At 73.6% G+C, this 25,391-nt stretch carries 19 protein-coding genes and 3 tRNA genes; 10 read left to right on the top strand and 12 right to left on the bottom strand.

Annotated features, from left to right (window positions below):
• Nucleotides 1-2: 2 nt before the first annotated feature.
• On the bottom strand, nt 3-353 hold the full coding sequence (gene nirD, locus ACF061_RS03120; protein WP_392265034.1) for a nitrite reductase small subunit NirD: 351 nt from the start codon (nt 351-353) through the stop codon (nt 3-5).
• The gene (nirB, locus tag ACF061_RS03115) at nt 350-2,971 is read right to left on the bottom strand and encodes a nitrite reductase large subunit NirB (RefSeq protein ID WP_392265033.1); all 2,622 of its coding nucleotides are present in this window, start codon (nt 2,969-2,971) and stop codon (nt 350-352) included. Before nirB ends, nirD begins: the two co-directional genes overlap by 4 nt.
• A gap of 578 nt (nt 2,972-3,549) precedes the next feature.
• Here nirB and ACF061_RS03110 point away from each other — a divergent pair.
• On the top strand, nt 3,550-4,332 hold the full coding sequence (locus tag ACF061_RS03110) for a sulfite exporter TauE/SafE family protein (RefSeq protein WP_392265032.1): 783 nt from the start codon (nt 3,550-3,552) through the stop codon (nt 4,330-4,332).
• Nucleotides 4,333-4,661: 329 nt separating this feature from the next.
• Here the strand turns inward: ACF061_RS03110 and ACF061_RS03105 are convergent, their stop codons facing one another.
• Together ACF061_RS03105 and ACF061_RS03100 are read right to left on the bottom strand one after the other, a co-directional pair.
• Nucleotides 4,662-5,282: a class F sortase gene (locus tag ACF061_RS03105; RefSeq protein ID WP_392265031.1), complete on the bottom strand. Its 621-nt coding sequence runs from the start codon at nt 5,280-5,282 to the stop codon at nt 4,662-4,664.
• A gap of 118 nt (nt 5,283-5,400) precedes the next feature.
• On the bottom strand, nt 5,401-5,982 hold the full coding sequence (locus ACF061_RS03100; RefSeq protein ID WP_392265030.1) for a hypothetical protein: 582 nt from the start codon (nt 5,980-5,982) through the stop codon (nt 5,401-5,403).
• A 436-nt stretch (nt 5,983-6,418) separates the two neighbouring features.
• On the opposite strand from ACF061_RS03100, the gene ACF061_RS03095 reads away from it, so the two are divergent.
• Nucleotides 6,419-7,006 (top strand): NADPH-dependent FMN reductase, encoded by a 588-nt coding sequence (locus ACF061_RS03095; RefSeq protein ID WP_392265029.1) that lies wholly within the window; start codon nt 6,419-6,421, stop codon nt 7,004-7,006.
• A 410-nt stretch (nt 7,007-7,416) separates the two neighbouring features.
• Here ACF061_RS03095 and ACF061_RS03090 read toward each other — a convergent pair whose 3' ends face one another.
• Together ACF061_RS03090 and ACF061_RS03085 are read right to left on the bottom strand one after the other, a co-directional pair.
• A complete protein-coding gene (locus ACF061_RS03090) occupies nt 7,417-9,060 on the bottom strand; it encodes a M4 family metallopeptidase (RefSeq protein ID WP_392265028.1) in 1,644 nt (547 codons plus the stop codon).
• Between the two features lie 295 nt (nt 9,061-9,355).
• Nucleotides 9,356-10,066 (bottom strand): vancomycin high temperature exclusion protein, encoded by a 711-nt coding sequence (locus ACF061_RS03085; RefSeq protein ID WP_392265027.1) that lies wholly within the window; start codon nt 10,064-10,066, stop codon nt 9,356-9,358.
• 268 nt (nt 10,067-10,334) lie between these two features.
• Between ACF061_RS03085 and ACF061_RS03080 the strand changes: the two genes are divergently transcribed.
• The 5 genes from ACF061_RS03080 (at nt 10,335) to ACF061_RS03060 (ending at nt 17,561) form a co-directional block, all read left to right on the top strand.
• Nucleotides 10,335-11,111: a sirohydrochlorin chelatase gene (locus ACF061_RS03080; RefSeq protein WP_392265026.1), complete on the top strand. Its 777-nt coding sequence runs from the start codon at nt 10,335-10,337 to the stop codon at nt 11,109-11,111.
• 149 nt (nt 11,112-11,260) lie between these two features.
• Nucleotides 11,261-12,604: a deoxyguanosinetriphosphate triphosphohydrolase gene (locus tag ACF061_RS03075; RefSeq protein ID WP_392265025.1), complete on the top strand. Its 1,344-nt coding sequence runs from the start codon at nt 11,261-11,263 to the stop codon at nt 12,602-12,604.
• Between the two features lie 206 nt (nt 12,605-12,810).
• On the top strand, nt 12,811-14,076 hold the full coding sequence (locus ACF061_RS03070; protein ID WP_392265024.1) for an NAD(P)/FAD-dependent oxidoreductase: 1,266 nt from the start codon (nt 12,811-12,813) through the stop codon (nt 14,074-14,076).
• Nucleotides 14,077-14,179: 103 nt separating this feature from the next.
• Nucleotides 14,180-16,090, top strand: a complete 1,911-nt coding sequence (gene dnaG / locus ACF061_RS03065; protein WP_392265023.1) for a DNA primase — start codon at nt 14,180-14,182, stop codon at nt 16,088-16,090.
• Nucleotides 16,091-16,220: 130 nt separating this feature from the next.
• Nucleotides 16,221-17,561 carry a sigma-70 family RNA polymerase sigma factor gene (locus ACF061_RS03060; protein ID WP_392265022.1) on the top strand — a complete coding sequence of 447 codons (1,341 nt, stop codon included), beginning with the start codon at nt 16,221-16,223 and terminating at the stop codon, nt 17,559-17,561.
• Between the two features lie 111 nt (nt 17,562-17,672).
• Here the strand turns inward: ACF061_RS03060 and ACF061_RS03055 are convergent, their stop codons facing one another.
• The 4 genes from ACF061_RS03055 to ACF061_RS03040 all read right to left on the bottom strand — a co-directional run bounded on the left by ACF061_RS03055 (nt 17,673) and on the right by ACF061_RS03040 (nt 23,330).
• Nucleotides 17,673-19,601: an ABC transporter ATP-binding protein gene (locus tag ACF061_RS03055; RefSeq protein ID WP_392265021.1), complete on the bottom strand. Its 1,929-nt coding sequence runs from the start codon at nt 19,599-19,601 to the stop codon at nt 17,673-17,675.
• Complete coding sequence (locus ACF061_RS03050; protein ID WP_392265020.1) at nt 19,601-21,334, bottom strand: ABC transporter ATP-binding protein; 1,734 nt, start codon at nt 21,332-21,334, stop codon at nt 19,601-19,603. The genes ACF061_RS03055 and ACF061_RS03050 overlap by 1 nt, the downstream gene beginning before the upstream one ends.
• Before the next feature lie 163 nt (nt 21,335-21,497).
• A complete protein-coding gene (locus ACF061_RS03045) occupies nt 21,498-22,952 on the bottom strand; it encodes an FGGY family carbohydrate kinase (RefSeq protein WP_392265019.1) in 1,455 nt (484 codons plus the stop codon).
• 75 nt (nt 22,953-23,027) lie between these two features.
• Complete coding sequence (locus tag ACF061_RS03040) at nt 23,028-23,330, bottom strand: YtxH domain-containing protein (protein WP_392265385.1); 303 nt, start codon at nt 23,328-23,330, stop codon at nt 23,028-23,030.
• A 146-nt stretch (nt 23,331-23,476) separates the two neighbouring features.
• Here ACF061_RS03040 and ACF061_RS03035 point away from each other — a divergent pair.
• The 3 genes from ACF061_RS03035 (at nt 23,477) to ACF061_RS03025 (ending at nt 23,890) form a co-directional block, all read left to right on the top strand.
• Nucleotides 23,477-23,549: transfer RNA gene (locus ACF061_RS03035), tRNA-Asn, on the top strand.
• Nucleotides 23,550-23,554: 5 nt separating this feature from the next.
• A tRNA-Asn gene (locus ACF061_RS03030) sits at nt 23,555-23,627 on the top strand.
• Between the two features lie 189 nt (nt 23,628-23,816).
• Nucleotides 23,817-23,890: transfer RNA gene (locus ACF061_RS03025), tRNA-Ile, on the top strand.
• A 460-nt stretch (nt 23,891-24,350) separates the two neighbouring features.
• Here ACF061_RS03025 and ACF061_RS03020 read toward each other — a convergent pair.
• Nucleotides 24,351-24,515, bottom strand: a complete 165-nt coding sequence (locus ACF061_RS03020; protein WP_392265018.1) for a hypothetical protein — start codon at nt 24,513-24,515, stop codon at nt 24,351-24,353.
• Between the two features lie 104 nt (nt 24,516-24,619).
• Nucleotides 24,620-25,336 (bottom strand): ANTAR domain-containing protein, encoded by a 717-nt coding sequence (locus tag ACF061_RS03015; RefSeq protein WP_392265017.1) that lies wholly within the window; start codon nt 25,334-25,336, stop codon nt 24,620-24,622.
• Between the last annotated feature and the right edge of the window lie 55 nt (nt 25,337-25,391).

Here is a 25,391-nt window from a genome sequence, read left to right as displayed (position 1 = left end):
CGTCACACGGCCCGGACCTCGTACGCCGCCACCCGTACCGTCCCGTCCTCCAGGCACCGCCCCGACTCCAGGTCGAAGCGCTGCTTGAGCAGGGGGGAGGCGACGAACGGGCGGTCGCCCTCGGTGCCGGTCAGGCCGCGGGAGAGCACCGCCGCGCCGGTGAACGGGTCCCGGTTGTCGATGGCGTACAGGCGGCCGGACCGGTCGCGGAAGAGGGCCGCCTGCCGTCCGTCCGGCAACAGGGCCGCGACCCCGCGCCCGGGCAGCAGCGCGGTCAGGTCGCAGAGGGTGAACCAGCCGCCCGCCAGGCGCAGCTGGACCTTCAGGCCGGTCGTCTCGGGTGCCAGGGTCATCGCTGGGTGCTTCCTTCCAGTTCCTCGGTGTCCGAGGGGCGCATGCCGATGGACAGCAACGGCAGGTCGGGCTTCATCTGGCCGCGCTCGGGGACGAAGCCGACGACCGGGTCCGGGGTGCCGGGCGCGTTGACGAAGGAGACGAACCGGGCCAGTTTCGCCGGGTCGCCGACGGTCTCGGCCCACTCGTCGCGGTAGTGGGAGACGTGCGCCGCCATCAGGCTCTCCAGCTCGTCGCAGATGCCGAGCGAGTCGTGGACGACCACGTCCCGCACGTGGTCCAGGCCGCCGGGGATCCGCTCCAGCCACACGCTGGTGCGCTCCAGACGGTCGGCGGTCCGGATGTAGAACATCAGGAACCGGTCGATCAGCCGGGTCAGTTCGGCGTCGGACAGGTCCTGGGCCAGCAGGTCCGCGTGGCGCGGGGTGGCGCCGCCGTTGCCGCCGACGTACAGGTTCCAGCCGTTCGCGGTGGCGATCACGCCGAAGTCCTTCGACCGGGCCTCCGCGCACTCGCGGGCGCACCCGGAGACCGCCGACTTCAGCTTGTGCGGCGACCTCAGGCCCCGGTAGCGCAGCTCCAGGTCGATCGCCATCCGCACGGAGTCCTGCACGCCGTAGCGGCACCAGGTCTGCCCCACACAGGACTTCACCGTGCGCAGCGACTTGCCGTACGCGTGCCCCGACTCGAAGCCCGCGTCCACCAGCCGGGCCCAGATCGACGGCAGTTGCTCGACCCGGGCGCCGAACATGTCGATCCGCTGGCCGCCGGTGATCTTCGTGTAGAGGCCGAAGTCCCGGGCGATCTCGCCGATCACGATGAGCTTCTCGGGGGCGATCTCGCCGCCGGGCACGCGGGGGACGACCGAGTACGAGCCGTTCCTCTGCAGGTTGGCCAGGAAGTGGTCGTTGGTGTCCTGCAGCGCGGCCTGCTCGCCGTCCAGCACATGGCCGTCGGCGCCGATCACCGGGGCGAGCGAGGCGATGATCGAGGCGACGGCCGGTTTGCACGTCTCGCAGCCGTCGCCGCCCCGGGCGCCCTCGCGGCCGTGCCGGTCGAGGAGGGCCTGGTAGGAGGTCAGGCGCAGGGCGAGGACGATCTCGTACAGCTCCTCGCGGGTCTGCGCGAAGCAGCGGCACAGTCCCCTGTCGACCTCGACGCCGCTCGCCTCCAGCTCCGCGTCCACGAGCTGGGTGAGCACCTTGGAGCAGCTGCCGCAGCCGGTGCCGGCCCGGGTGCACTTCATCACCTCGGGCACGGTGGCGCACCCGTGCCCGGTGACCGCGCCGCGGATCGTGCCCTTGGTGACGTTGTGGCAGGAGCAGACCACCGCGTCGTCCGGCAGGGCGGCGGGGCCGAGCCGCGCGGGGGCGCCGGCGCCCGCGGGCACGACCAGCGACTCGGGGGGGACCGGGGGCACCGAACCGGTGAACGCCCGCAGGGTGCCGTACGCCTCCGTGTCGCCGACCAGGACGCCGCCCCGCAGCGTGCCGTCCCGGCCGATGACCAGTTTCTTGTACAGGCCCGCGCGGGAGTCGGAGTAGACGACGTCCAGGCAGTCCCCGGCGGTGCCGTGCGCGTCGCCGAAGGAGGCCACGTCCACGCCGAGGAGCTTCAGCTCGGTGGACAGGTCCGCGCCGGTGAACTCCGCATCCCGCGCCGCGATGGTGGCCGCCGCGGTCTCCGCCTGCTCGTAGCCGGGCGCGACCAGTCCGTACACCCGGCCGTCGACCGCCTGCGCGCACTCGCCGATCGCGAAGACGCGCGGGTCGGTGACCGTACGGCAGCGCGCGTCCACCACGATGCCGCCGCGCTCGCCGACCGCGAGACCCGAGGCCCGGGCCAGCTGGTCGCGGGGACGGACGCCGGCGGAGAACACCACCATGTCGGTGGCGAGTTCGGAACCGTCGGACAGCTTCATGCCGGTCACCGCGCCGTCCGGGCCGGTGACGATCTCCTGGGTGCCCGTGCCGGTGTGCACGGTCAGACCTATCCCCTCGATGGTGCGCAGCAGCGCCGCGCCACCGCCCTCGTCGACCTGCACCGGCATCAGGCGCGGCGCGAACTCCACGACATGGGTGGCCAGTCCGAGTCCGTGGAGGGCGCCGGCCGCCTCCAGGCCCAGCAGTCCGCCGCCGACCACCGTGCCGGTCGTCGCCCGCGTCCCGGCGTACTCCTCGATGGCGAGCAGGTCCTCGATCGTGCGGTAGACGAAACAGCCCGTGGCGTCCCTGCCGGGGACCGGCGGGACGAACGGGACGGAGCCGGTGGCGAGGACCAGGACGTCGTAGCCGACGGTGCGACCGGAGCGCGCGGTGACCGTACGGGCCTCCCGGTCGACGCTTGCCGCCGGGTCGCCGACGTGCAGCTCGATGCCGTGACCGTCGATGAACCCCATGTCGGTCAGGGAGAGTTCCTCGGCCGTCCGGCCCGAGAAGTACGAGGTGAGCCGCACGCGGTCGTAGGCGGGGCGCGGCTCCTCGCACAGCACGACCACGCGGTGCGTGGCGGTCAGGCCGTGCTCGGCGAGCGCCTCCAGGAAGCGCTGGCCGACCATGCCGTGGCCGACGAGCACGATCGTGGGGCGGGGCCGGTCACGAAGAGCCGTGGTGGACATCAGGAGCCTCCATCATCGGTGGGCGGGTGGAGCGGGGACGCCGTCCGTCGGGAGCGGTCGCGTCCCTCCCGGGCGCGGGCGGGCGCGCCGGCGGTGCCGGGTCCGCCGACCGGGGCCCGGGCGGGCGGCGCGGTCGACGCATGTGTCCCGGGCCCGGGCCGGCCGGGCGGGCGCGGGCCCTGCGGTCGCCTCGGGCGGGCACCGTCCGTCCGGCGCCTCGGCGAGCGGCGCCCGGTCCTGCGGCCGGTGCCCCTCCTCGCCGGCGGCCGGCGCGGGCGCGCCGGAGCCCGGCGAACCGCCGGGCGGGTGTCGCGCCCGCGAGGCCGGCGCCGTTCACCGGGCCACACTCGTTCGGGGTCATGCCGACGAGCGTGCGGCGCGGACGTTACCCGGCGGCATCCCCGCTGTTTCCCGTGGGGAACGCTGCGCTCAGCGGCGCACCGGCCCGGGTGTGAGGGGTCCGCGGCGGCGGGGGCGCGGGTGAGGCGGGCCGGCGCCGGGGGCCCGGCGGCGCGCCTACCTCAGAAGTCCCTCAGGTCCGTGGACCGCACACCTTTCTCCTCCCTAGGCTCGCGATCATGCCCGACATATCGCTGACCGTCGTCTGCCTGCTGTGCCTCGCCGCCCTCGCGGCCGGCTGGATCGACGCCGTGGTCGGCGGGGGCGGGCTCCTGCTGCTGCCGGTGCTGCTGCTCGGGCTGCCCGGCGGCACCCCGGCCGCCTCCGTGCTCGGCACCAACAAGGCGGTCGCCATCGTCGGCACGACCGGCGCGGCCGTGACCTACGCCCGCCGGGCGCCGGTGGACGTCCGCACGGCCGTCCGGATCGGCCTGGCCGCGCTCGCCGGGTCGTGCGCCGGGGCCTTCTTCGCGGCCGGGATGAGCACCGACGTGCTCAAGCCCGTGATCATGGTTGTGCTGCTCGCGGTGGGGGCCTTCGTGATCCTGCGGCCCGCGTTCGGCACCGCACCGGCGCCCGGCCCGGCCTCCCGCCGCCGGGTCCTTGCGGCGATCGGTCTGGCGGGTCTCGGCATCGGTTTCTACGACGGGTTCATCGGTCCCGGCACCGGCACCTTCCTCGTCCTGGCGCTGACCGCCGTACTCCACCTGGACCTGGTGACCGCCTCCGCCACCGCGAAGATCGTCAACTGCTGCACCAACGCGGGCGCCCTGGCCACCTTCGCCTGGCAGGGCTCGGTCCTGTGGCAGCTCGCGGCGGTCCTGGCCGTCTTCAACCTGGCGGGCGGCACCCTGGGCGCGCGCACCGCGCTGAAGAAGGGCAGCGGATTCGTCCGTGTCGTGCTGCTGACCGTGGTGTTCGCCCTGGTGGCGAACCTGGCCTACCAGCAGTGGGTGGCCTGAGCGCCGGAGGCGGGCGGGAAGGCGACGGCCGGCGGCCGGGCGGCCGCGCCGTCGGCCGGCCGGGTCGCGGAGGGCCACCGCGAAGGCCCCCGGCCGCGAGCGGCGTCCGTCCGGGCCTCACCGGCCGGGGGAGGGGTGGAGCACCTGCCTGGTCCTGGTCACCACCGCGCCGAACAGGGCGAGGCCCCTGATCACGACCCGTGGCGTGGGCGTCGGCCTCCTCCGGCGTCCGGCGTCGTCGTCCGGCCAGGGCCTTCCCATTAGCAAGGCGGACGACAGTGCCGGTCCGCACCGCCGGCAAACCCCTCGGACGGCCGCCGGCGCCGGCCTCAGCGGCTGCCGGTGAGGTGGGCGAAGACGACGACGTTGCCCTGGTACCCGGTCGCCTTCGAGTAGCCGCCGCCACAGGTGATCACCCGCAGCTCGGGGCGCTTCGCCGCGCCGTAGACCCTCTCGTCGGGGAAGTCCTTCGCCTCGTACACCTCCACCGCGTCCACGGTGAACACCGCGACCTCGCCGTCGCGGCGCTCCACCTCGATGACACTGCCCTTCTTCAGCGCGCCGAGGTCGTAGAAGACGGCCGGGCCGCGGGTGTTGTCGACGTGGCCGGCGACGATCGCGGTGCCCCGCTCGCCGGGCGCGGTGCCGGCCTCGTACCAGCCGGCGAGGTTGTCCTCGTCGGCGGGCGGGACGTCGAGGCTGCCGGACGCGGTCAGGCCGAGGCCCGTCATGGGGGCGTCCACCCGGATCGAGGGGATGCGGATGCGGGTGGGCGGGGACGGCGGCAGCGCGGGGGCGCCGAGCTGTTCCTCGCGGGGGTCGGGGGTGCCCTCGGCCGCGGCGGGCTGGGGCGGCGCGTGGCTGGTGCCGGCGCTGTGCAGCAGCCAGGCGCCGGAGCAGAGGGCGACCACGGTGACGGAGACTATGGCGGTGTTGCCGATCCTGCGCATGCGAATCCCTCTTCCGGTCGTGCACTGCGGTGCCCCGTGCCCCTCCGGGCGGCGAGGGGCGTCGTGCCCGGAGGGGAGGGACGTGCGGTACCGGCGGACGGACGGCGGAGGGCGTCCGTCAGATCCCGTCGCCTCTCGCCCGGCGGTGCAGGAGCCAGGTACCGCCCGCGGCGGCGACGGCGAGCGCCGTCACGCCGGCCGCGGTCTGCACGGGGTCGTGGCCCAGGGCTCCGCCGACCCCCGTCCGCACGCTTCCCCGGGGCTGCACCTGTTCCTTCCCCGGCTCCTTCGGCGCGGTCAGCGTGACCACCAGGTCGCCCCGGACCTCGCGGTCGCCCTCGGCGCACGCCGCGACGATCTCGTACGTCCCCGGCTGCGCGCTCTCCGGGACCCGGAACCGGCCGGTCGCGTCGCCCGCGCGTCCGCCGGGCGCCAGCGTGAAGGGTCCCGCGCCGACGGCGCTCGCGTCCCCCGCCGCGGCGGCGCTCCGGCCGCACGACGTGGTGTTCACGGTGACCTGCCCGCCCGGCTCCACCGAGTACGGGACCACCTCCAGACCGCCCGCGGCCTTACCGGGAGGGCGCGCCGGGGCGGCGACGGTGCCCGCGCCGTGCGCGGGGGCGGCGAGACCGGTCACTGCGGCGACGGCGAGCGCGGCCCCGGTCACGGCCCCGGCCGTCGGGCGGGCGGTACGTCGCATCGGTGCTCCTTAGAGCTCAGCGGTCGGGACACGGCCCGCGGCACCCGGGTGTGCCGCCGTTGTCGCGCCCTGCCCTTCCGAGGTAAGTGGCACCCGGGTCCGCCCGCTTCCTGAGAGGGTGTCAGAAATGCGGTGAACGGGTGCCGGCCCGCCTGCCGGCGCGCAGCCGGTGGCAGGCGTTTCGCCTGGTCAGCGCGGTCCGGCTGACGGTGCGTCGGGAAGTGTCCGAAGGGCGCGGGGCGCGGGGATGAACGGGTGACCGGGATGCCGGGCAGACCGGGGCGGCCGTGCGCCGGGGGAGGAGAGGGCCGGGGGAGAAGAGGCGGGAGGCGGGGTGACGGGCCGGGCGCCGCGGGCGGGAACCGGGCAGGGCCCGGGACGCGCGCCGCGGGACGGGCTTGACCTCAACAGAGCTTGAGGTATCAGGCTGTGCCGCATGGACACCACAACCGAACCCCTGAAGGTCACACTCGTCGTCGGCAGCAACCGGCACGGCCGCTTCGGCCCCGTGGTCGCCGACTGGCTCCTCGCCCGTCTGCGCGAGCGCGCCGACATCGTCCCGCGGGTCGTGGACGTCGCGGAGACGGCCGCTCTGCCGACCTCCATGGAGCGCGGCCCGGAGGCGACGGCGGCGCTCGCGGGGATCACGCCGAAACTGGCGTCGGCGGACGCGTTCGTCGTCCTCACCCCCGAGTACAACCACTCCTTCCCGGCCGGTCTGAAGAACCTCATCGACTGGCACTTCACCGAGTGGCAGGCCAAGCCCGTCGCCCTCGTCTCCTACGGCGGCATGGCCGGCGGTCTCCGCGCGGTCGAGCAGCTGCGCCAGGTCTTCGCCGAACTCCACGCCGTCACCGTCCGCGACACGGTCTCCTTCCACAACGCGGGCGCCTCCTTCGACGACACGGGCCGCCTGAAGGACGCCTCGGGGCCCGACGCGGCGGCCAAGGCGATGCTGGACCAGCTGGTGTGGTGGGGGGAGGCGCTGCGAGAGGCCAAGGAGCGCCGGGCTTATCGGAGCTAGTGCCGCACCGGACGGCGCCCGCCCCGTCGCGGCGCCCGGCACGCCTCCCCGGGATCTCGAGGCAGGGAACACCCGCTCGCCGCACCGGCGGGAAGCCCGGCCCCGTCCAGTACGGGGATTCCGGCCGGCACCCCCGAGCTGCTCGGGCGGGCGGCCCCCGGAGCACGCACCGCACGCCGCTCCTCCACGGGCGGACGCCGTCCGCCGCGGCACCGTAAGTCCCCCCGGCGTCCGGAGGAGTGACCGACTCGGGGCCGTCCGGCGCATCCCCGTCACGGGGGGACGGGAATGCGCCGGCCGGCCCCGGCGGCCCCCGGCGTCCGCCGGGGAACCCCGCCGACCGCCTCGGGTGAGGGACGGCCGCCCCCGGCCGCGTGGGCGCGGGGGGCCGTCCCGTGCGGTCCCGGCGCTCAGTTCACGTTGACCGCGCTCCAGGCCGCCGCCACCGCGTTGTACTCCGTGCTGCCGGAGCCGTAGAGGTCCTTGGCGGCGTTGAGGGTGGCCGTCCGGGCGCCCGCGTAGTTCGTCGAGGACGTCATGTAGACCGTCAGGGCGCGGTACCAGATCTTGCCGACCTTGTCGTGGCCGATGCCCGCCACCGTGGAGTTGTTGCAGGTGGGGGAGTTGTAGGCGACGCCGCCCACGGTCTTGGCGCCGCTGCCCTCGGCGAGCAGGTACGCGAAGTGGTTGGCGACGCCCGAGGAGTAGTGGACGTCCAGGTTGCCGACCGAACTGCTCCAGCAGTCCGCCGAGTTGCCGTCCTTGGAGGGCTTGTCCATGTACCGCAGGGCCGTCCCGCCGAAGCCGGAGCGGACGATCTTCTCGCCGATCAGGTAGTCACCGGGGTCGGCGGGGTTGGCGGCGTACCACTCCACCATCGTGCCCAGGATGTCCGAGGTGGCCTCGTTCAGGCCGCCGGACTCGCCCGAGTACGTCAGGGCCGCCGACTTCGAGGTCACGCCGTGCGTCATCTCGTGGCCGGCCACGTCCAGCGCCACCAGCGGGCCGAACGTCGTGCCGTCGCCGTCGCCGTACGTCATGCAGAAGCAACTGTCGTCCCAGAAGGCGTTGTTGTAGTTGCTGCCGTAGTGGACGCGGTTGTACGAGCCCTTGCCGTCGCCCGCTATGCCGTTGCGGCCGTGGACGTTCTTGTAGTAGTCCCAGGTCTCGTCGGTGCCGTACTGCGCGTCCACCGCCGCCGTCGAGCGGTCCGCCGTCGTCCCCGTGCCCCAGTGGTTGTCGGCGTCGGTGAACAGGGTCGCGGGGGCGCGGCTGAAGCAGATGCCGAGGATGCACAGGTCGGTCTTGTTCGCCGCGTCGCCGGTGTAGGTGTTGCCGCGCGTCGGGTCCTTCAGCTGGTACGCCGATCCCGACTGGGTGGTCTCCAGTCCGACCGTGCCGCTGTACAGCGACGCGCCGTCGCCCGTCGCCGTCTCGATGCTGTCCCACGCGTCGATCCGCGCACCGGTGCGCGCGTCGGTCAGCACCGTACGGGCCACCGGGTTGCCCAGTGAGTCCAGGCCGGCCGCGTTGGTGCGCCAGGCCAGGCGCGGTACGCCGTGCAGGGCGTCGACGACCAGTTCGGGCTTGGCCTTCGCCTGCCTCAGGTGCGCGCCGGGGTTCGCCGCGCGCAGCGCGTTCACCGCGAGGTCGGCGGCCTTCGGGGCGGACAGCCGCGGCGTGGTGCTCGGCAGCGACACCGTGCCCTTCGTGGCCCGGCTCGCGCCGCGGTAGGTGCCGTCGGCGGCCAGGTGGACGACGAAGTCGCCGCCCAGCACGGGAAGTTCGTGGTACGTGCGGTCGTAACGGACGTGCTGCGTGCCGTCGGGGTCGATGACCACGTCCCGGACGGCGGTGTTCTCGGCGGAGGTGAGTCCCAGGGCCGTGGCGTGGTCCACGAGCGCCGAGGCGGCGTGCTGGACCGCGGTGGCCCTGGTGGGTCTGCCCTCCGCGTGCGCGACGGGGGAGAGTGCGGTGGCCAGCAGGGTGGCGGCGGTGGCGGCCAGGCCGGCCGTGGCGAGACGGTTGCCTCGGATGTGCCGTGTCCGACTCATCGGTCTCCTTGAGCGCGGGCGCCCTCGGGCGCGGTGGGGATGGCGCTGACGGTGGACCAGATTTAAGTGGCCATGACATGTCGTGTCCATAGCACCCGCGTGCCGATGTGCCGGAGAAGAGAATCGTTTCTGTAGTAGTTCCCGGCGCCTCCGGCGCCCGGTCGGCCGCCACCGGCCGCCACCGCCCGCTCCGGCCGCCACCGGTCGGCCGGGCGCCGGGCCGGTGAGGGTTCCGCACGGCCCGCGCCGGACGCCCCGCCCGCGCCCGCCGCGATGCGCTCCGGCGCGGGCCGGGTCACCGCGCGTCGGCCAGCGCCCGGGCGACCCCGGGCTCCTTCGGGCCGAGGAACCTCGGATCGGGCCGGAACACCGCGTCCAGCACCGCCTTGCCGGCCGCGAACACCTCACGGGCGCCGCCGTAGTACCAGGTGGCGTCGTGCACGGCGTCCACGCCGACCCCGTAGGAGTCGATGCCCGCCGCCTGGCACAGGGCCACCGCCCGCCGGATGTGGAAGCCCTGGCTCACCAGGACCGCCCGGTCCACGCCGAAGATCCTCTTCGCCCGCACGCAGGAGTCCCAGGTGTCGAATCCGGCGTAGTCGGTGACGATCCGGGAGCCGGGCACGCCGTGCCCGGTCAGGTACGCGCGCATGGCGTCCGGCTCGTCGTAGTCCGCACGGCTGTTGTCGCCGGTGACCAGGACAACCTTGATCCGGCCCTCGTGGTACAGCTTCGCCGCCGCGTCCAGGCGGTGCGCCAGGTACGGCGACGGCTCGCCGTCCCACAGGCCCGCGCCGAAGACGACGGCGACCTCGGTGCGCGGCGCGTCCGCCGTGGTGCGCAGGCGGTCCCCGGTGACGCCGTACACCCAGGTCGCGGGGGCCAGTGCCAGCACGCACACCGCCATCACGGCCTGGACCAGCCGCCGCCGGCCGGCACGGGTACGGGGCAGCCGCGGTCGCAGCCGCGTCGGTCGGCGCGTCGGTCGGCGCGTCGGTCGGTCCATGGGTCGGTTCCCTCCTCGAGCGGCCCGGACGGGCCTCGACCGGCAAGGACGCCACCCGGGGCGCACCGGTTCGCGCCGTGCGCGCCGCCCCGGCGACAGCCGGCGCACGGCCCGCACGCGCACGACCCCGCGCACCCACGGTCGGCGCGCGCCCGGCGCCGAACCGCACGGCCGCCTCACACCGCCCCGCGCCGCCGCGTGAAGCCCCGGAAAACTCCCGTCACCGCCGCGCAACGGCGGGGCAACCCGGAGCGGCGAGGATCGTTCCATGACGCCGCGCACCCCGCACGACCCGCCCGCCCTCGTCCTCGTGGCGCACGGCAGCCGCGACCCGCGTGCGCGGATCGCCGTCGAGGCCCTGATGGAGCGCGTGCGCGAACTGCGCCCCCGGCTGCCGGTGCACCTCGGGCACATCGAACTGAACGAGCCGCTGCTCCCCGGCGCCCTGGCCCGGCTCGGGGACGCCGAGGCCGTGCTCGTGCCGCTGCTGCTCAGCCCCGGACACCACGTCAAGCACGACATCCCCGGGGCGGCGGCGGCCGCGCCGGCCCGCACGCGGGTGGCCGCACCGCTCGGCCCGCACCCGCTGCTCGTGGAGACCCTGTACGCCCGGCTGGCCGAGGCGGGCTGGCGGACGCCCGCGGACCGGGCGACGCGCCGCGCCAGCGCGGTGGTGCTCGCCGCCGCCGGCTCCCGCGACCCCGACTCCGCCGCCGACACCCGCCGCACCGCCCGGCTGCTGGCCGAGCGCATCGGCGTGCCCGTCGTCCCCGCCTACGCCTCGGCCGCCGCGCCCACCGTCCCGGACGCCCTGCGCGCCCTGGCCGCCCGCGGTCGCCACCGCACCGCCGTGGCCTCCTGCTTCACCGCCCCCGGACGCTTCGCCACCCAGTGCGCCGAGGCCGCCCCCGGCATCGCCGCCGCCCCGCTCGGCGACCACCCGGCGATGGCCCGGCTGGTTCTGCACCGTTACGAACAGGCGCTCACGACCCGGCAGCCGCACCCGTCGCGCGCCCACCGCCGACGGGCCCTCGCACCGGCGTGAACCGGCCCCGGGCGGCAGGCGTCCGGGGACGGCCGGCGCGGGCGGCGGCAACGCGGCGGAGGGGAGCCGCCGGCGGAGGAACGGCGCGGCGCGGGCCGGGACACGGACGCCGGCGCCCCGATGTCGGCACCTGCCCTTACTGTCGAGGAATGGAAGGGATCGAAGGGATCGCCCCCGGGGCGGCCGGGCCGTACGAGAACCACCTGCCGGCCGCCGGTTACGAGACGTCGGCCGTCGAGCGGTGGGCCGCCGAGCCGGACAAGCGGCCGGGACGCACGGCGTTCCAGCGCGACCGCGCGCGCGTGCTGCACTCGGCGGCGCTGCGACGCCTGGCCGGCAAGACCCAGGTGGTCACGCCGGGCACCCGAAGCCCGGCCTGGGACGCCAGCCCGCGCACCCGGCTCACCCACTCCCTCGAATGCGCCCAGGTCGGCCGCGAGCTGGGCGCGGCGCTGGGCTGCGACCCCGATCTGGTGGAGGCGGCCTGCCTCTCCCACGACCTCGGCCACCCGCCCTTCGGGCACAACGGCGAGCAGGCGCTGAACGAGTTCGCGGAGGACTGCGGCGGCTTCGAGGGCAACGCCCAGTCGCTGCGCCTGCTCACCCGCATAGAACCCAAGCGGTTCGTGCCCGATCCCGTCTCCGGCGACCCCGGCACCCTCGTCAGCGTGGGCCTCAACCTCACCCGCGCCGCCCTCGACGCCGCCACCAAGTACCCCTGGCCGCGCGGCGCCCACCCCACCGACCCGGCCTCCCCCAAGTTCGGTGTCTACGAGGACGACCGGCCCGTCTTCGACTGGCTGCGCAAGGACGCGCCGGGCACGCGCACGTGCTTCGAGGCCCAGGTCATGGACTGGGCGGACGACGTGGCCTACTCGGTGCACGACCTGGAGGACGGCCTGCACGCCGGCCACATCGACCCGGCCCGCCTGCGCTCCGCCTCCGAACGGCAGGCGGTGTTCGCGGTCGCCGCCGGGCGGTACGTCCCGGCCGGCACCGACCCCGAGGAGCTGGCCGAGGCACTGGACCGTCTCCTGGAACAGGAGTGGTGGCCGCACGGCTACGACGGCTCGGCCATCGCCCAGGCGCGGCTGAAGGACGCCACCAGCCAGCTCATCGGCCGCTTCTGCCTGGCCGCCGAGGGCGCGACCAGGCAGACGTACGGCGACGGGCGCCTGACCCGGTACGGCGCCGAGCTCGTCGTCCCCGCGAGCACCCGAATGGAGTGCGCCGTCCTCAAGGCCGTGGCCGACCGGTACGTCATGCAGCGCGCCGAGCAGGAGCGGCTCCGCGCCGACCAGCGGATCGTGGTCGCCGAACTGGCCGAGGCGCTCACCGCACGCGCGCCCGAGGGGCTGGAACCGCAGTTCCGCGCCCTGTACGAGCAGGCGGCGGACGACCGCGCCCGCAAGCGCGTGATCGTCGACCAGATCGCCTCCCTCACCGACGCCAGCGCCCGTTCGCTTCACGCGCGTCGCACGGGGCACATGTGAGCTTGACAGCGCGTTTACCGACACCCGTGATACCCGTGGGACCCAGGTGACTCCCGTCACCGTGACAGAGAGGCCCGAGGTGACCCTCCGTGGCCTGATCGGGCCACTCCCTCTTCCCGCACCACGCTCTGTGCGGGACGCTCGCAGGTGGCGGCACCCACAGTGTTCTCTGGGGGACACCCCCAGACCCCGGCAGGAGGCATCAAGTGGTCGACGCGGATCAGACATTCGTCATCGTCGGAGGAGGCCTGGCCGGCGCGAAAGCGGCCGAGACGCTTCGCGCGGAGGGCTTCAGCGGCCGCGTCATCCTCATCTGCGACGAGCGGGACCACCCCTACGAACGGCCGCCGCTGTCCAAGGGCTACCTCCTGGGCAAGGAGGAACGCGACTCCGTCTTCGTGCACGAACCGGCGTGGTACGCGAGCAACGACATCGAACTGCACCTCGGCCAGACCGTCGACGCCATCGACCGCGCGGCGAAGACCGTCCACTACGGCGACGACGGCACCCACGTCCGCTACGACAAGCTGCTGCTCGCCACCGGCGCCGAACCGCGCCGCCTGGACATCCCCGGCACCGACCTGGCGGGCGTCCACCACCTGCGCCGCCTCGCGCACGCCGAACGGCTCAAGGGCGTCCTGGCCCACCTCGGGCGGGCCAACGGCCACCTGGTGATCGCGGGCGCCGGCTGGATCGGGCTGGAGGTCGCGGCGGCGGCCCGCGAGTACGGCGCTGAGGTCACCGTCGTCGAGCCGTCCGCCACCCCGCTGCACCACGTGCTCGGCCCCGAGCTGGGCCAGCTCTTCGCCGAACTGCACCGCGAGCACGGCGTCCGCTTCCACTTCGGCGCCCGGCTGACCGAGATCGTCGGCCAGGACGGCGTGGTGCTGGCCGCCCGCACCGACGACGGCGAGGAACACCCCTGCCACGACGTGCTCGCCGCGATCGGCGCGGCGCCGCGCGTCGCCCTCGCGGAGGCGGCGGGCCTGGAGCTGACCGGCCGGGAGCACGGCGGCGGCATCGCGGTCGACGAACGGCTGCGCACCTCCGACCCCGACATCTACGCCGTCGGCGACGTGGCCGCCTTCCCGCACGGACTGTTCGACACCCGGCTGCGGGTCGAGCACTGGGCCAACGCCCTCAACGGCGGCCCGGCGGCGGCCCGCGCGATGCTCGGCGCCGACGTCGCCTACGACCGCGTGCCCTACTTCTTCTCCGACCAGTACGACCTGGGCATGGAGTACAGCGGCTGGGCGCCGCCTGGGTCGTACGACCAGGTGGTGATCCGCGGGGACGCCGGCAAGCGCGAGTTCATCGCGTTCTGGGTGAAGGAGGGCCGGGTGCTGGCCGGGATGAACGTCAACGTGTGGGACGTCACGGACCCGATCCAGCACCTGATCCGGACCAGGGCACGGGTGGACACGGAGGCGCTGGCGGACCCGCACGTGCCGCTGGACGCCCTGGCCTCCTAGCCGGACGGCGGCCCCCGGCCGTGTCTCCCCCGGGCCCCCTCGGGCCCCCGCCGACGGGGGCGGGCGGCTCGGGAGTGTCCGGCCGTCCCCGTAGAATTCACTCGTGGCAGGACGGATCAACGACGAGGACGTGAAGGCGGTACGGGACGCGGTCCCGATCGACGCCGTGGTGTCCGAGTACCTCCAGCTGCGGAACGCGGGCGGCGGCAACCTCAAGGGGCTGTGCCCGTTCCACGACGAGAAGTCGCCGTCCTTCCAGGTCAGCCCGAGCAAGGGACTCTTCCACTGCTTCGGCTGCCAGGAGGGCGGCGACACCATCACGTTCGTGATGAAGATCGACCACCTCACCTTCTCGGAGGCGGTCGAGCGCCTGGCCGCCCAGGCCGGCATCACCCTGCGCTACGAGGAGGGCGGGTACAACCCCGCCCACCAGCGCGGCGAGCGCATCCGCCTGGTGGAGGCGCACAAGCTGGCCGCCGAGTGGTACGCCGAGCAGCTCGCGTCCTCCGCCGAGGCGGAGGCCGGCCGCGTCTTCCTCGCCGAGCGCGGCTTCGACCAGGGCGCCGCGCTCCACTTCGGCGTCGGCTACAGCCCCCAGGGCTGGGACCACCTCACCCGCTTCCTGCGCGGCAAGGGCTTCACCGACAAGGAGCTGGTCCTCTCCGGGCTCGCCCAGGAGGGCCGCCGCGGCCCCATCGACCGCTTCCGCGGGCGGCTGATGTGGCCGATCCGCGACATCGGCGGGGAGGTGGTCGGCTTCGGCGCCCGCAAGCTCCACGAGGCGGACACCGGACCGAAGTACCTGAACACCCCCGAGACGCCGATCTACCGCAAGTCCCAGGTCCTGTACGGCATCGACCTGGCGAAGAAGGAGATCGCGAAGGTCTCCCGGGCGGTCGTGGTCGAGGGCTACACCGACGTCATGGCCTGCCACCTCGCCGGTGTCACGACCGCCATCGCGACCTGCGGCACGGCCTTCGGCGGCGACCACATCAAGATCCTCCGCCGGCTGCTGATGGACAACGGCTCGGCCCGGGTGATCTTCACCTTCGACGGTGACGCGGCCGGCCAGAAGGCTGCCCTGCGGGCCTTCGAGGACGACCAGAAGTTCGCCGCCGAGACCTACATCGCCGTCGCCCCGGACGGCATGGACCCCTGTGACCTGCGCCTGGCCAAGGGCGACGAGGCGGTCGCCGACCTGGTCCAGCCACGCACCCCGCTGTTCGAGTTCGCGCTCCGCCAGATCGTCGCCCGCTACGACCTGGACACCCCGGCCGGCCGGGCCGCCGCGCTGGACGAGGCGGCGCCGGTCGTCGCCCGCATCAAGAACAGCGGCGCCCAGCACGAGGTCGCGGTCCAGCTCGCCGGGCTGCTCGGCATCCTCGACACCCAGTTCGTGGTCAAGCGGGTGGCGCAACTGGCCCGCTGGGCGCGCGAGCGCGGCGGTCGGGGCGGCGCCCCGGACCGGCAGCAGCGGGGACCGCAGCAGCCGTACGCCGCTCCCGCCCCGTCCGCCCCCCGGGGCCCGGCCCTCAACCTGCGCAACCCGGTCTTCGCGACCGAACGCGAGCTGCTGAAGCTGGCCCTGCAGCGCCCGGAACTGGTCTCACCGGCCTTCGACGCCTACGGCGTGGACGAGTTCACCGCCCCGTCCTACGCGGCCGTGCGCCAGGCGGTCCTGGACGCGGGCGGCGCGGAGTACGGCACCGCGGACCCGCAGGAGTACCTGGTCCGGGTCCGCGAGGCCGCTCCCGACGACGCGGTCCGCGCGATGGTCACCGAGCTGGCCGTCGAGGCGATCATGCGCCGGGTGGTCGACGAGATGTACGCGGGCGAGGTGCTGGTCCGCGTCCGCCGCCGCGCCGTCGAACGTCGCATCCGCGATCTCAACAGCACCGTGGCCCGCCTCGGCACCGGCGGCGATCCCGCCCAACTCGCCGCCGCCCAGAACGAGTTGTGGATACTTCAGCAGTACGACCAGGCCCTGCGGGAGCGGGGGGCGGCGGCCCTGTGAGGGGACCGGTGCGCCCGTCCCCCCGTCCGGCGACAGAACGGCCCCGGTAACCGCGCCGTCACGGACCGGACGCAAAAAGTCACCGCACGCCCCTCGTGGCGGCGATGTGTCGTACCCCACACTGGGTCCGGTGCCTGAGTCCCCGGAGCGCGGCCGGTCCCTCACCCATGGGTCCCACACCCCCGCGGCTGTGCTCATCGCGTACGGGACGGACAGCGGCGCGGCCGCCGGATCCGCCCCCCGAGTACCGCTGCCGCACAGCTCAGCAGCGATCATCCTGGAGGTCGCCCCCGTGCAGACCCGGACCCTCACCCCTACCGACAGCACCACCGGCCCCGGTCACGGCGGACCGGCCGCGGACGCGGAGCCCGGCGTCGTCGCTGCCGTACCCCCGCAGGACCGGGCCGCGCGCCACCCCGGGACCGAGACCCCCGACGAGCCGGAGGAACCCCCCTTCCCCGAGGACTCCGACGAGCTCCGCCCCCCACGGACCCCCATGGCACTGGAGCCGGCCGAGCCCGTCGGGCCGGCCGCCGCGCCCGCGCGCACCGAGACCGGCGGCCCGTCCGCCGACCTGTTCCGGCAGTACCTGCGGGAGATCGGGCGGATCCCGCTGCTCACCGCTGCCGAGGAGGTCGAACTCGCCCGGCGGGTGGAGGCCGGACTGTTCGCCGAGGAGAAGCTCGGCAGCACGCCCGACCTCGACAGCCGGCTCGCCGGCGACCTGGACCGGCTCGTCGTCATGGGCCGGGTGGCCAAGCGCCGGCTGATCGAGGCCAACCTGCGGCTCGTGGTGTCCGTGGCGAAGCGGTACGTCGGCCGCGGACTCACCATGCTCGACCTCGTCCAGGAGGGGAACCTGGGGCTGATCCGGGCCGTGGAGAAGTTCGACTACGCCCGCGGCTACAAGTTCTCCACCTACGCCACCTGGTGGATCCGCCAGGCCATGTCCCGGGCGCTGGCCGACCAGGCCCGCACCATCCGGGTCCCCGTCCACGTGGTGGAACTCATCAACCGGGTGGTGCGGGTGCAGCGGCGGATGCTCCAGGAACGCGGCTACGAGCCCACCCCCGGCGAGGTCGCCGCGCACCTGGAACTGCCCTCCGAGCGGGTCAGCGAGGTGCTGCGGCTGGCCCAGGAGCCCGTCTCCCTGCACGCACCGGTGGGCGAGGAGGACGACGTCGCCCTCGGCGACCTCATCGAGGACGGCGACGCCGCCTCGCCCGTGGAGTCCGCGGCCTTCCTGCTGCTGCGCGAGCACCTGGAGGCGGTGCTGTCGACGCTGGGGGAGCGGGAGCGGAAGGTCGTGCAGCTGCGGTACGGGCTCATGGACGGACGCCCCCGCACCCTGGAGGAGATCGGCCGCATCTTCGGCGTCACCCGCGAGCGGATCCGCCAGATCGAGTCCAAGACCCTCAACAAGCTGCGCGACCACGCCTTCGCCGACCAGTTGCGGGGCTACCTGGACTGACCGCGCGGCGCGGCGCCGCCCGGCGCCGCGCCGAGGGCCCGGCCCTGACAGCCCCGCCCCGGGCCGCCCCGGACCGGCCCGGGCAGGCGGTCCCCGCGGCGGGCCCGGCGGTCAGTCGACCTCCGCCACCGCCTGCGCGAACTGCGCCTTGTACAGGCGCGCGTAAGCCCCGTCGGCCGCCAGCAGCTCGGTGTGGGCGCCCTGTTCGACGATGGAGCCGTTCTCCATGACGAGGATCGTGTCCGCGTCCCGGATGGTGGAGAGCCGGTGCGCGATGACGAACGACGTCCTGCCGTGCTGGAGCTTGGCCATCGCCTTCTGTATCAGCACCTCGGTACGGGTGTCGACCGAGCTGGTGGCCTCGTCCAGGACGAGGATCACCGGGTCGGACAGGAACGCCCGCGCGATGGTGATGAGCTGCTTCTCGCCGGCGCTGACCCCGGAGCCCTCGTCGTCGATCACGGTGTCGTAGCCGTCGGGCAGGGTACGGACGAACCGGTCGGCGTGCGCGGCCCGGGCCGCCTCCTCGATCTCGCCGCGGGAGACGTCGCGGCCGGAGCCGTAGGCGATGTTCTCCGCGATCGTGCCGCCGAACAGCCAGGTGTCCTGCAACACCATGCCGATGCCGGAGCGCAGCTCGTCCCGAGACATCCGCGCGATGTCCACCCCGTCCAGGGTGATCCGGCCGCCGGTGACGTCGTAGAACCGCATCAGCAGGTTGACCAGCGTGGTCTTGCCCGCGCCGGTCGGGCCGACGATCGCGACCTTGTGGCCCGGCTCCACCGTGAGGGACAGGTCCTCGATGAGCGGCTTCTCCGGGTCGTAGCGGAACGACACCTGCTCCAGCGCGACCCGGCCGCGCAGCTCCTCCGGCCGGACGCCCGGCACCGGGTCCGCCTCCTGCTCCTCGGCGTCCAGGAGTTCGAAGACCCGCTCGGCCGAGGCGACGCCCGACTGCACCAGGTTCGCCATCGAGGCGACCTGGGTCAGCGGCATCGAGAACTGCCGTGAGTACTGTATGAAGGCCTGCACGTCACCGATGGACAGCGAGCCGGAGGCGACCCGCAGACCGCCGACGACCGCCACCAGCACGTAGTTCAGGTTCGACACGAACATCATCAGCGGCTGCATGACGCCGCTGTTGAACTGCGCCTTGAACCCCGCCTGGTACAGCGCCTCGTTCTGCTCGGCGAACTGTGCGGCCGACTCCTCCTGCCGCCCGAACACCTTCACCAGCGTGTGCCCGGTGTACATCTCCTCGATGTGCGCGTTCAGCGCGCCGGTGGAGCGCCACTGCTGCACGAAGTGCGGCTGGCTCCGCTTGCCCACCCGGGTGGCGACGGTGAACGACAGCGGCACGGTCACCAGCGCGACCAGGGCCAGGATCCAGGAGACGTAGAACATCATCACCAGCACGCCGATGATGGTCAGCACCGAGTTGATGAGCTGGCCCATCGACTGCTGGAGGGTCTGCCCGATGTTGTCGATGTCGTTGGTGGCGCGGGAGAGCACCTCGCCGCGCTGGCGCTTGTCGAAGTAGGACAGCGGCAGCCGGGACAGCTTGGTCTGCACGTCCTCGCGCATCCGGAACATCGTCCGGTTCACCGACCGGTTCACCAGCCGCGTCGCCACCGCCATCAGCAGGCCGGCGACCATGAAGGTGCCCAGGGCGAACAGCAGGACCTCGCCGACCGCGCCGAAGTCGATGCCCTTGCCCGGGGTGAAGTCGGTGCTCTTCAGCATGTCGGCGACCGAGCCCTGCCCGCGCTGCCGCATGCCCTGGAGGACCTGCTCCTTGGTGGCCCCGGCCGGCATCTGCCGGCCGATGATCCCGGCGAACACCAGGTCGGTGGCCTTGCCGAGGATCTTGGGTCCGATCACGCTGAGGGTGACGCTGACGAGCACGCACAGCACCAGTGCGTAGATCGTGACCCGTTCGGGCCTGAACTGGGCGATGAGCCGCTTGCCCGACTTCTTGAAGTCCATCGAGCGGCTGTCGGGGCCGCCGCCGGCCATCATCCGCCCCATGGGCCCGGCCATCAGGCAGCCTCCGCTTCCGTCAGCTGGGAGAGCACGATCTCCCGGTAGGTCTCGTTGTCCGCCATCAGCTCGTGGTGGCGGCCGGTGCCGACGACCCGTCCCTCGTCCAGGACGACGATCCGGTCCGCGTCGCGGATGGTCGCCACCCGCTGGGCGACGATGACGACGGTCGCCTCGGCGGTCTCCCGTGTCAGCGCGGCGCGCAGGGCCGCGTCGGTGGCGTAGTCGAGCGCGGAGAAGGAGTCGTCGAAGAGGTAGATCTCCGGGCGCTGCACCAGGGTGCGGGCGATGGCCAGCCGCTGGCGCTGACCGCCGGAGACATTGGTGCCACCCTGCGCGATCGGCGCGTCGAGGCCGCCCTCCAGCTTGGTGACGAAGTCCTTGGCCTGCGCCACCTCCAGCGCGTGCCACAGCTCCTCGTCGGTGGCGTCCGGGTTGCCGTAGCGCAGGTTGGTGGCGACCGTGCCGGCGAACAGGTACGGCTTCTGCGGCACCATGCCGACCGTCCTCGCCAGCAGCCGCTGGTCCACGGTCCGCACGTCCACCCCGTTGACGAGGATCTCCCCCTCGGTCGCGTCGAACAGGCGCGGCACCAGGCCCAGCAGAGTGGACTTGCCGCTGCCGGTCGAGCCGATCACGGCGGTGACCTCGCCGGGCCGGGCCACCAGGTCGACGGCCTTGAGCACCGGCTCCTCCGCCCCGGGGTAGCGGAACCCGGCCTGCCGGAGCTCCAGGTGGCCGTGACCGCGCAGCTCGGTCACGGGCGCGAGCGGCGCCACGACACTGGACTCGGTGTCCATGACGTCCTGGATGCGCTCGGCGCACACCTCGGCGCGCGGCACCATCATGAACATGAACGTGGCCATCATCACAGACATCACGATCTGCATCAGATAGGCCAGGAAGGCGGTCAGGTCGCCGATCTGCATGCCGCCGCTGTCGATGCGGTGGGCGCCGAACCACACCACCGCGATGGACGACAGGTTCACCACCGTCATCACCATCGGGAACATCAGCGCCAGCAGCCGGCCGGTGGCGAGCTGCATCTCGGTCAGGTCGCCGTTGGCCTTGCGGAAGCGGTCGTTCTCGTACTGGTCGCGGACGAAGGCGCGGATGACCCGGTTGCCGCTGATCTGCTCGCGCAGCACCCGGTTCACGGTGTCCAGGCGCGTCTGCATGGACCGGAACAGCGGGCGCAGCCGGCGCACGATCAGCGTCACGCAGACGGCGAGCACCGGCACGACGGCGACCAGCACCCCGGACAGCGGGACGTCCAGGCCGAGCGCCAGCACCACACCGCCCACGCACATGATGGGCGCCGACACCATCAGCGTGAACGTCATCAGGACCAGCATCTGCACCTGCTGGACGTCGTTGGTCGTACGCGTGATGAGCGAGGGCGCGCCGAAGTGGCCGACCTCGCGCGCCGAGAAGGACTGCACGCGGTCGAAGACGGCGGCCCGGACGTCCCGGCCAAGCGAGGAGGCGGTCTTGGCGCCGTAGTAGACGGCGCCGATGTTGCACACCACCTGCGCCAGCGAGATGCCGATCATCACGGCGCCGGCCGTCAGGATGTAACCGGTGTCACCCTTGACCACACCCTTGTCGATGATGTGGGCGTTCAGCGTCGGCAGGTAGAGGGTGGCGCAGGTCTGCAGCAGCTGCAGCAGCACCAGGAGGATTATGGGTTTCCTGTAGGGCCTGAGATAGGTCCGCAGAAGTCGTATGAGCACGCTGGTCTCTCGGAGTCGGCGGTGGGGGGCGGTCGGTGTCCCCTGGCCCCTATCGTCGGACACTCCACCCGCGTTACCTCAACTGATTAAGCGAATGACAGTCCACCGGCCGACACGGTGTCAGCCGATGGACCTAGTGCCGAAGACCGCCGCCGGATCCCCGCTACGCGTGGAACGCCCCGGGATGGGTCTGCTCGCGCACCGCCACGTACTGCTGACGCACCGCCTGGCCCACCGCCAGTTCCTCACCGGGCTCCAGGACCTGCGCGGCCGCGCCCTGCCAGGCCGGGGGAGTGCGCGGGTCCAGGCCGCCCTGCGACACGCCGAGCGCCCACGCGGCCTGCCGGGCGGCGCCGATCGCGGCGTAGTCCGCGGGCTGCGGGACCACGACCTGCGCGCCGAACAGCGCGGGCGCCGCGGCCTGCACGGCGGGCAGTTCGGCGGCCGGACCGAGCAGGAAGACCCGCCGCACCTCCACGCCCCGTCCGCGCAGCACGTCCAGCGCGTCCGCGAGCCCGCACAGCATGCCCTCGAACGCGGCCCGCGCCAGGTGTTCCGGTTTCATCGACTCGCGCCGCAGGCCCGCCAGCGTTCCGGCGGTGTGCGGCAGGCTGGGGGTCCGCTCGCCCTCCAGATAGGGCAGCAGCACGAGCCCGTGCGCGCCCGGGGTGGACTTCATCGCCAGCTCGGACAGGCTCTCCAGGTCGGGCAGGCCGAGCAGTTCCGCGGTGCCGCGCAGGGCCCGTACGGCGTTCAGCGTGGTGACGACCGGCAGGTGCATGCCGGTGGCGTCGGCGAGTGAGGTGATCATGCCGGTCCGGTCGACCAGCGCCTCGGGGTGCACGGCCATGACCGAACCGGAGGCGCCCAGCGAGACCACCACGTCGCCCAGACCCAGCCCGAGTCCGAAGGCGGCGGCCATGGTCTCCCCGGTGCCGGCCGAGATCAGCAGCCCCTCCGGGGTCGTCCCGGCCGCCTCGGCGGGCCCGATGACCTCGGGCAGCACCGCCTGGTGGCCCAGCGCCAGCTCCACTATGTCGGGCCGGTAGGTGCCGGTGGCGGCGGACCAGTACCCGGTGCCGGAGGCGCCGCCGCGGTCGGTGGTCCGCCGGACCGGCCGCCCGAGCAGCTGCCACACCAGCCAGTCGTGCGCCTGCATCAGCACGGCCGTGTGCCGGGCCGCGTCGGGTTCGTTCTTGGCGAGCCAGCGCAGCTTCGTCACCGGCTGCGCGGCCTGCGGCACGCAGCCGACCGCCTGCGCCCACGCCTCCCGGCCGCCGAGGGCGTCGATCAGGTCGGCCGCGGCGACCTGGGCCCGCCGGTCGCCGCCCACCAATGCGGGCCGCACCGTGGCGCCCTGGCCGTCCAACGGGACCAGCGCGTTCTGCTGGGCCGACACGCCGATGGCCTGCACGCCCTCCAGGAGCCCGCCGCCCGCGGCCTCCCCGAGCGAGAGCAGCCAGGCCTGCGGATCCACGTCGGACGGCCGTCCGCCGCCCTCTGGACTCTCCACCGGATGCGGTGCGTAGCCCTGCCGGAGCACGGCTCCCGTGTCCGTGTCGCAGACCACGATGCGTGTGAAATCAGGTGAACTGTCCAACCCGGCGACTATCCCCATGGTGAAAATTCTGCCGTACCGCCGGGCCTGCTCGGGCCACGGACCACCACGGGGACGCCGGTAACCAGGGCGCGGTCACGTGTTGCTGGTGCCCCAGTCGTCCGGACCGCTGCCGTTGCCGTGGCCGCGCAGCGAGCGCACCCGCTGGGCCACGGCCTCGGGCACGCGGTCGCCGACCTTGTCGCTGACCACGTGGTACGCCTTGTCCGCGAACTGGCGGCCCTGGTGCGCCGCCGTCTCGGCGGTGTTGCGCACCGCGGGGTTCTGCGCGACCTGGCGCGCGGACTTCCGGAGCTGTTCGTAACGCTCACGTCCCGCCTTCGTGCCCAGCACGTAACCCACGGCGAGCCCTGCGATGAAGACGAGCCGGTACCGCATGGTGGTCACCCTTCGTTTGCTTCGAGATCGGGGCCGGGGGGAACCGATTGGCAAAGCACCCCCCTGCTTGCGCTAATGTATGTGTCGCAGCGAGCGCACGCCCCCTGGCGGATACCCAGGCAGGTACGTTCGATGCAACGAGGCATTCCTCCGTAGCTCAATTGGCAGAGCAGCCGGCTGTTAACCGGCAGGTTACTGGTTCGAGTCCAGTCGGGGGAGCTCGGTCCTCCGTAGCTCAATTGGCAGAGCAGCCGGCTGTTAACCGGCAGGTTACTGGTTCGAGTCCAGTCGGGGGAGCATGGTGAACGAGGACCCTCCGGGGTCCTTTTTCATGTCCGGTTTCACGACCCGGGGAACCGCGCGGCCCGCGGCGGAGTCCTCAAGGTCGTGAAGGGCCGCGGGAAGCCGACCATGACGAAGCAGGAGATCGTATGAGCGGCTATGCTGCGGCAGACGGCGCGCACACGTGTACGTGACGCGCCGAACGGGGCGGTAGCTCAGCCGGTTAGAGCAGCGGACTCATAATCCGTCGGCCGTGGGTTCGAGTCCCACCCGCCCCACCGCATGTCGTGCTCGAAAAAACGTTCTGACCAGCCGGGCCGGCCGGAACGGGCGCGGCAGGCCCCGACGGCCTCCTGGCGTCCATGGTTCCATGATCGCGAGGGCCCGTCGGGGAGCTGGGCCGTGCGGCGCGACTCAATCCCCCGTCCGGACCATACGGACCGTCCCCTGGCCCGCATCCCCTTCGGGCCGACGCCCGCCCTCCCGCCGTCACCCCCTGCCCGCCGGACACCGTCCTGGCGACGGCGACACGGGCGTGCCCCAGACGGCCCGCGTGGCCGCGGCTGATCGTGTCGCGACCGCCGAACCCGGGTGCGGCACTGACCGTGGAGCGACCGGAACATACGACCGGCCGGGGGCCGGCCCCCCTTCCTCGGACGGCGTCCGGCACCGGCCGGGTCGCTCGGGGGGCGGCGACGCCCGCCGCCCCCCCCGAGCGGCCCCGGCGCCGGTCACGGATCAGGACCGGCGGTCGTCGGCGGCGTCGGACGTCTCGGGCAGGTCGTCCCGGTCGCCCTCCGCCTGGGAAGGTGTCGGATAGGGGGTGTCGGGCGCCTCGGCGACGCGCCGGGTGTCGTTGTCGTCCCGTTCGCCCTCGGCCTGGGACGGGGTGTGTTCTCTCATCGCGCTGCTCCTGCGGACAGGGAAGGGCTGCTCACTCGGCCACCGGGTACCCCGCGAACCACGGAACACCACGAGACGCCCACCGGCTCTCGCGGGGCGCGGCGTCACCCCTCCCGCCGGGCGCCGAAGGCGCGGGCCACCGCCACGCGCAGGGCCGCGCGTATCTCCTCCGGCGGCGCGGGGCCGTCCGGCAGCGCGCCCGCGGTGACCGCGGCGGCCACCGTCCGGAGCTTGGTGTTCGACCGCTGGGACGCCTCCCGCAGGATGTCCCAGGCCTGCTGCTGCGTACAGCAGTGGGCGGCCATCAGAACGCCGCGCGCCTGGTCGATCACCGGGCGGGAGGCGATGGCCTGCCGCAGCTGCTCGACCTCCTGCTGCAACCGCAGGAGCCGCTCCGCCCGCTCCGCGGCCACCGCGGAGGCGGGGGCCGCCGGCCGCGACGGCGCGCCCGGGCCGGGCGCCGGGTGCAGGGGGTCCGTGGTGTCCAGTCCGGCCAGTTCCAGGACGCGCAGCGGCTGGCCCGTCCAGCCGGTGGCCGTCACCCGGACCGGATGTCCGCGCCCGTGCCGCTCCAGCAGGTCCAGCAGTTCCAGCCCCGCGGTGTCCATGAACGTCACCCGGGCCATGTCCACGTCGATCCGGCCCGTCCCCGGCGGCAGCTCGGCCAGCGCCTTCGCCAGGGTGTCCGCACAGCCGTGGACCAGCTCGCCGCACGGGCGCAGCACGGCCCGGCCGTCCCGGTACGTGATCACGTCGATGGTCAGGGCGTCGACAAGAGTGGTCAGCCGTCGTGTGAGAGGTGGTGGTGCCGCTGAGGTCATGTCCCCGCCTAGTTCGTCCCCGGCAGTCCTCGCGCGTCCCGGTGCCGCGACCGCA

The organism is Streptomyces sp. NPDC015220 (assembly GCF_043079345.1).
Taxonomy (GTDB): Bacteria; Actinomycetota; Actinomycetes; order Streptomycetales; family Streptomycetaceae; genus Streptomyces.
This window is presented reverse-complemented; position numbering and strand designations above follow the sequence as displayed.

Coding starts and splice junctions, on each gene's coding strand:
- nirD (WP_392265034.1), bottom strand. CDS start 353: ATGACCCTGGCACCCGAGACGACCGGCCTGAAGGTCCAGCTGCGCCTG.
- nirB (WP_392265033.1), bottom strand. CDS start 2,971: ATGTCCACCACGGCTCTTCGTGACCGGCCCCGCCCCACGATCGTGCTC.
- ACF061_RS03110 (WP_392265032.1), top strand. CDS start 3,550: ATGCCCGACATATCGCTGACCGTCGTCTGCCTGCTGTGCCTCGCCGCC.
- ACF061_RS03105 (WP_392265031.1), bottom strand. CDS start 5,282: ATGCGCAGGATCGGCAACACCGCCATAGTCTCCGTCACCGTGGTCGCC.
- ACF061_RS03100 (WP_392265030.1), bottom strand. CDS start 5,982: ATGCGACGTACCGCCCGCCCGACGGCCGGGGCCGTGACCGGGGCCGCG.
- ACF061_RS03095 (WP_392265029.1), top strand. CDS start 6,419: ATGGACACCACAACCGAACCCCTGAAGGTCACACTCGTCGTCGGCAGC.
- ACF061_RS03090 (WP_392265028.1), bottom strand. CDS start 9,060: ATGAGTCGGACACGGCACATCCGAGGCAACCGTCTCGCCACGGCCGGC.
- ACF061_RS03085 (WP_392265027.1), bottom strand. CDS start 10,066: ATGGACCGACCGACGCGCCGACCGACGCGCCGACCGACGCGGCTGCGA.
- ACF061_RS03080 (WP_392265026.1), top strand. CDS start 10,335: ATGACGCCGCGCACCCCGCACGACCCGCCCGCCCTCGTCCTCGTGGCG.
- ACF061_RS03075 (WP_392265025.1), top strand. CDS start 11,261: ATGGAAGGGATCGAAGGGATCGCCCCCGGGGCGGCCGGGCCGTACGAG.
- ACF061_RS03055 (WP_392265021.1), bottom strand. CDS start 19,601: ATGGCCGGGCCCATGGGGCGGATGATGGCCGGCGGCGGCCCCGACAGC.
- ACF061_RS03045 (WP_392265019.1), bottom strand. CDS start 22,952: ATGGGGATAGTCGCCGGGTTGGACAGTTCACCTGATTTCACACGCATC.
- ACF061_RS03040 (WP_392265385.1), bottom strand. CDS start 23,330: ATGCGGTACCGGCTCGTCTTCATCGCAGGGCTCGCCGTGGGTTACGTG.
- ACF061_RS03020 (WP_392265018.1), bottom strand. CDS start 24,515: ATGAGAGAACACACCCCGTCCCAGGCCGAGGGCGAACGGGACGACAAC.
- ACF061_RS03015 (WP_392265017.1), bottom strand. CDS start 25,336: ATGACCTCAGCGGCACCACCACCTCTCACACGACGGCTGACCACTCTT.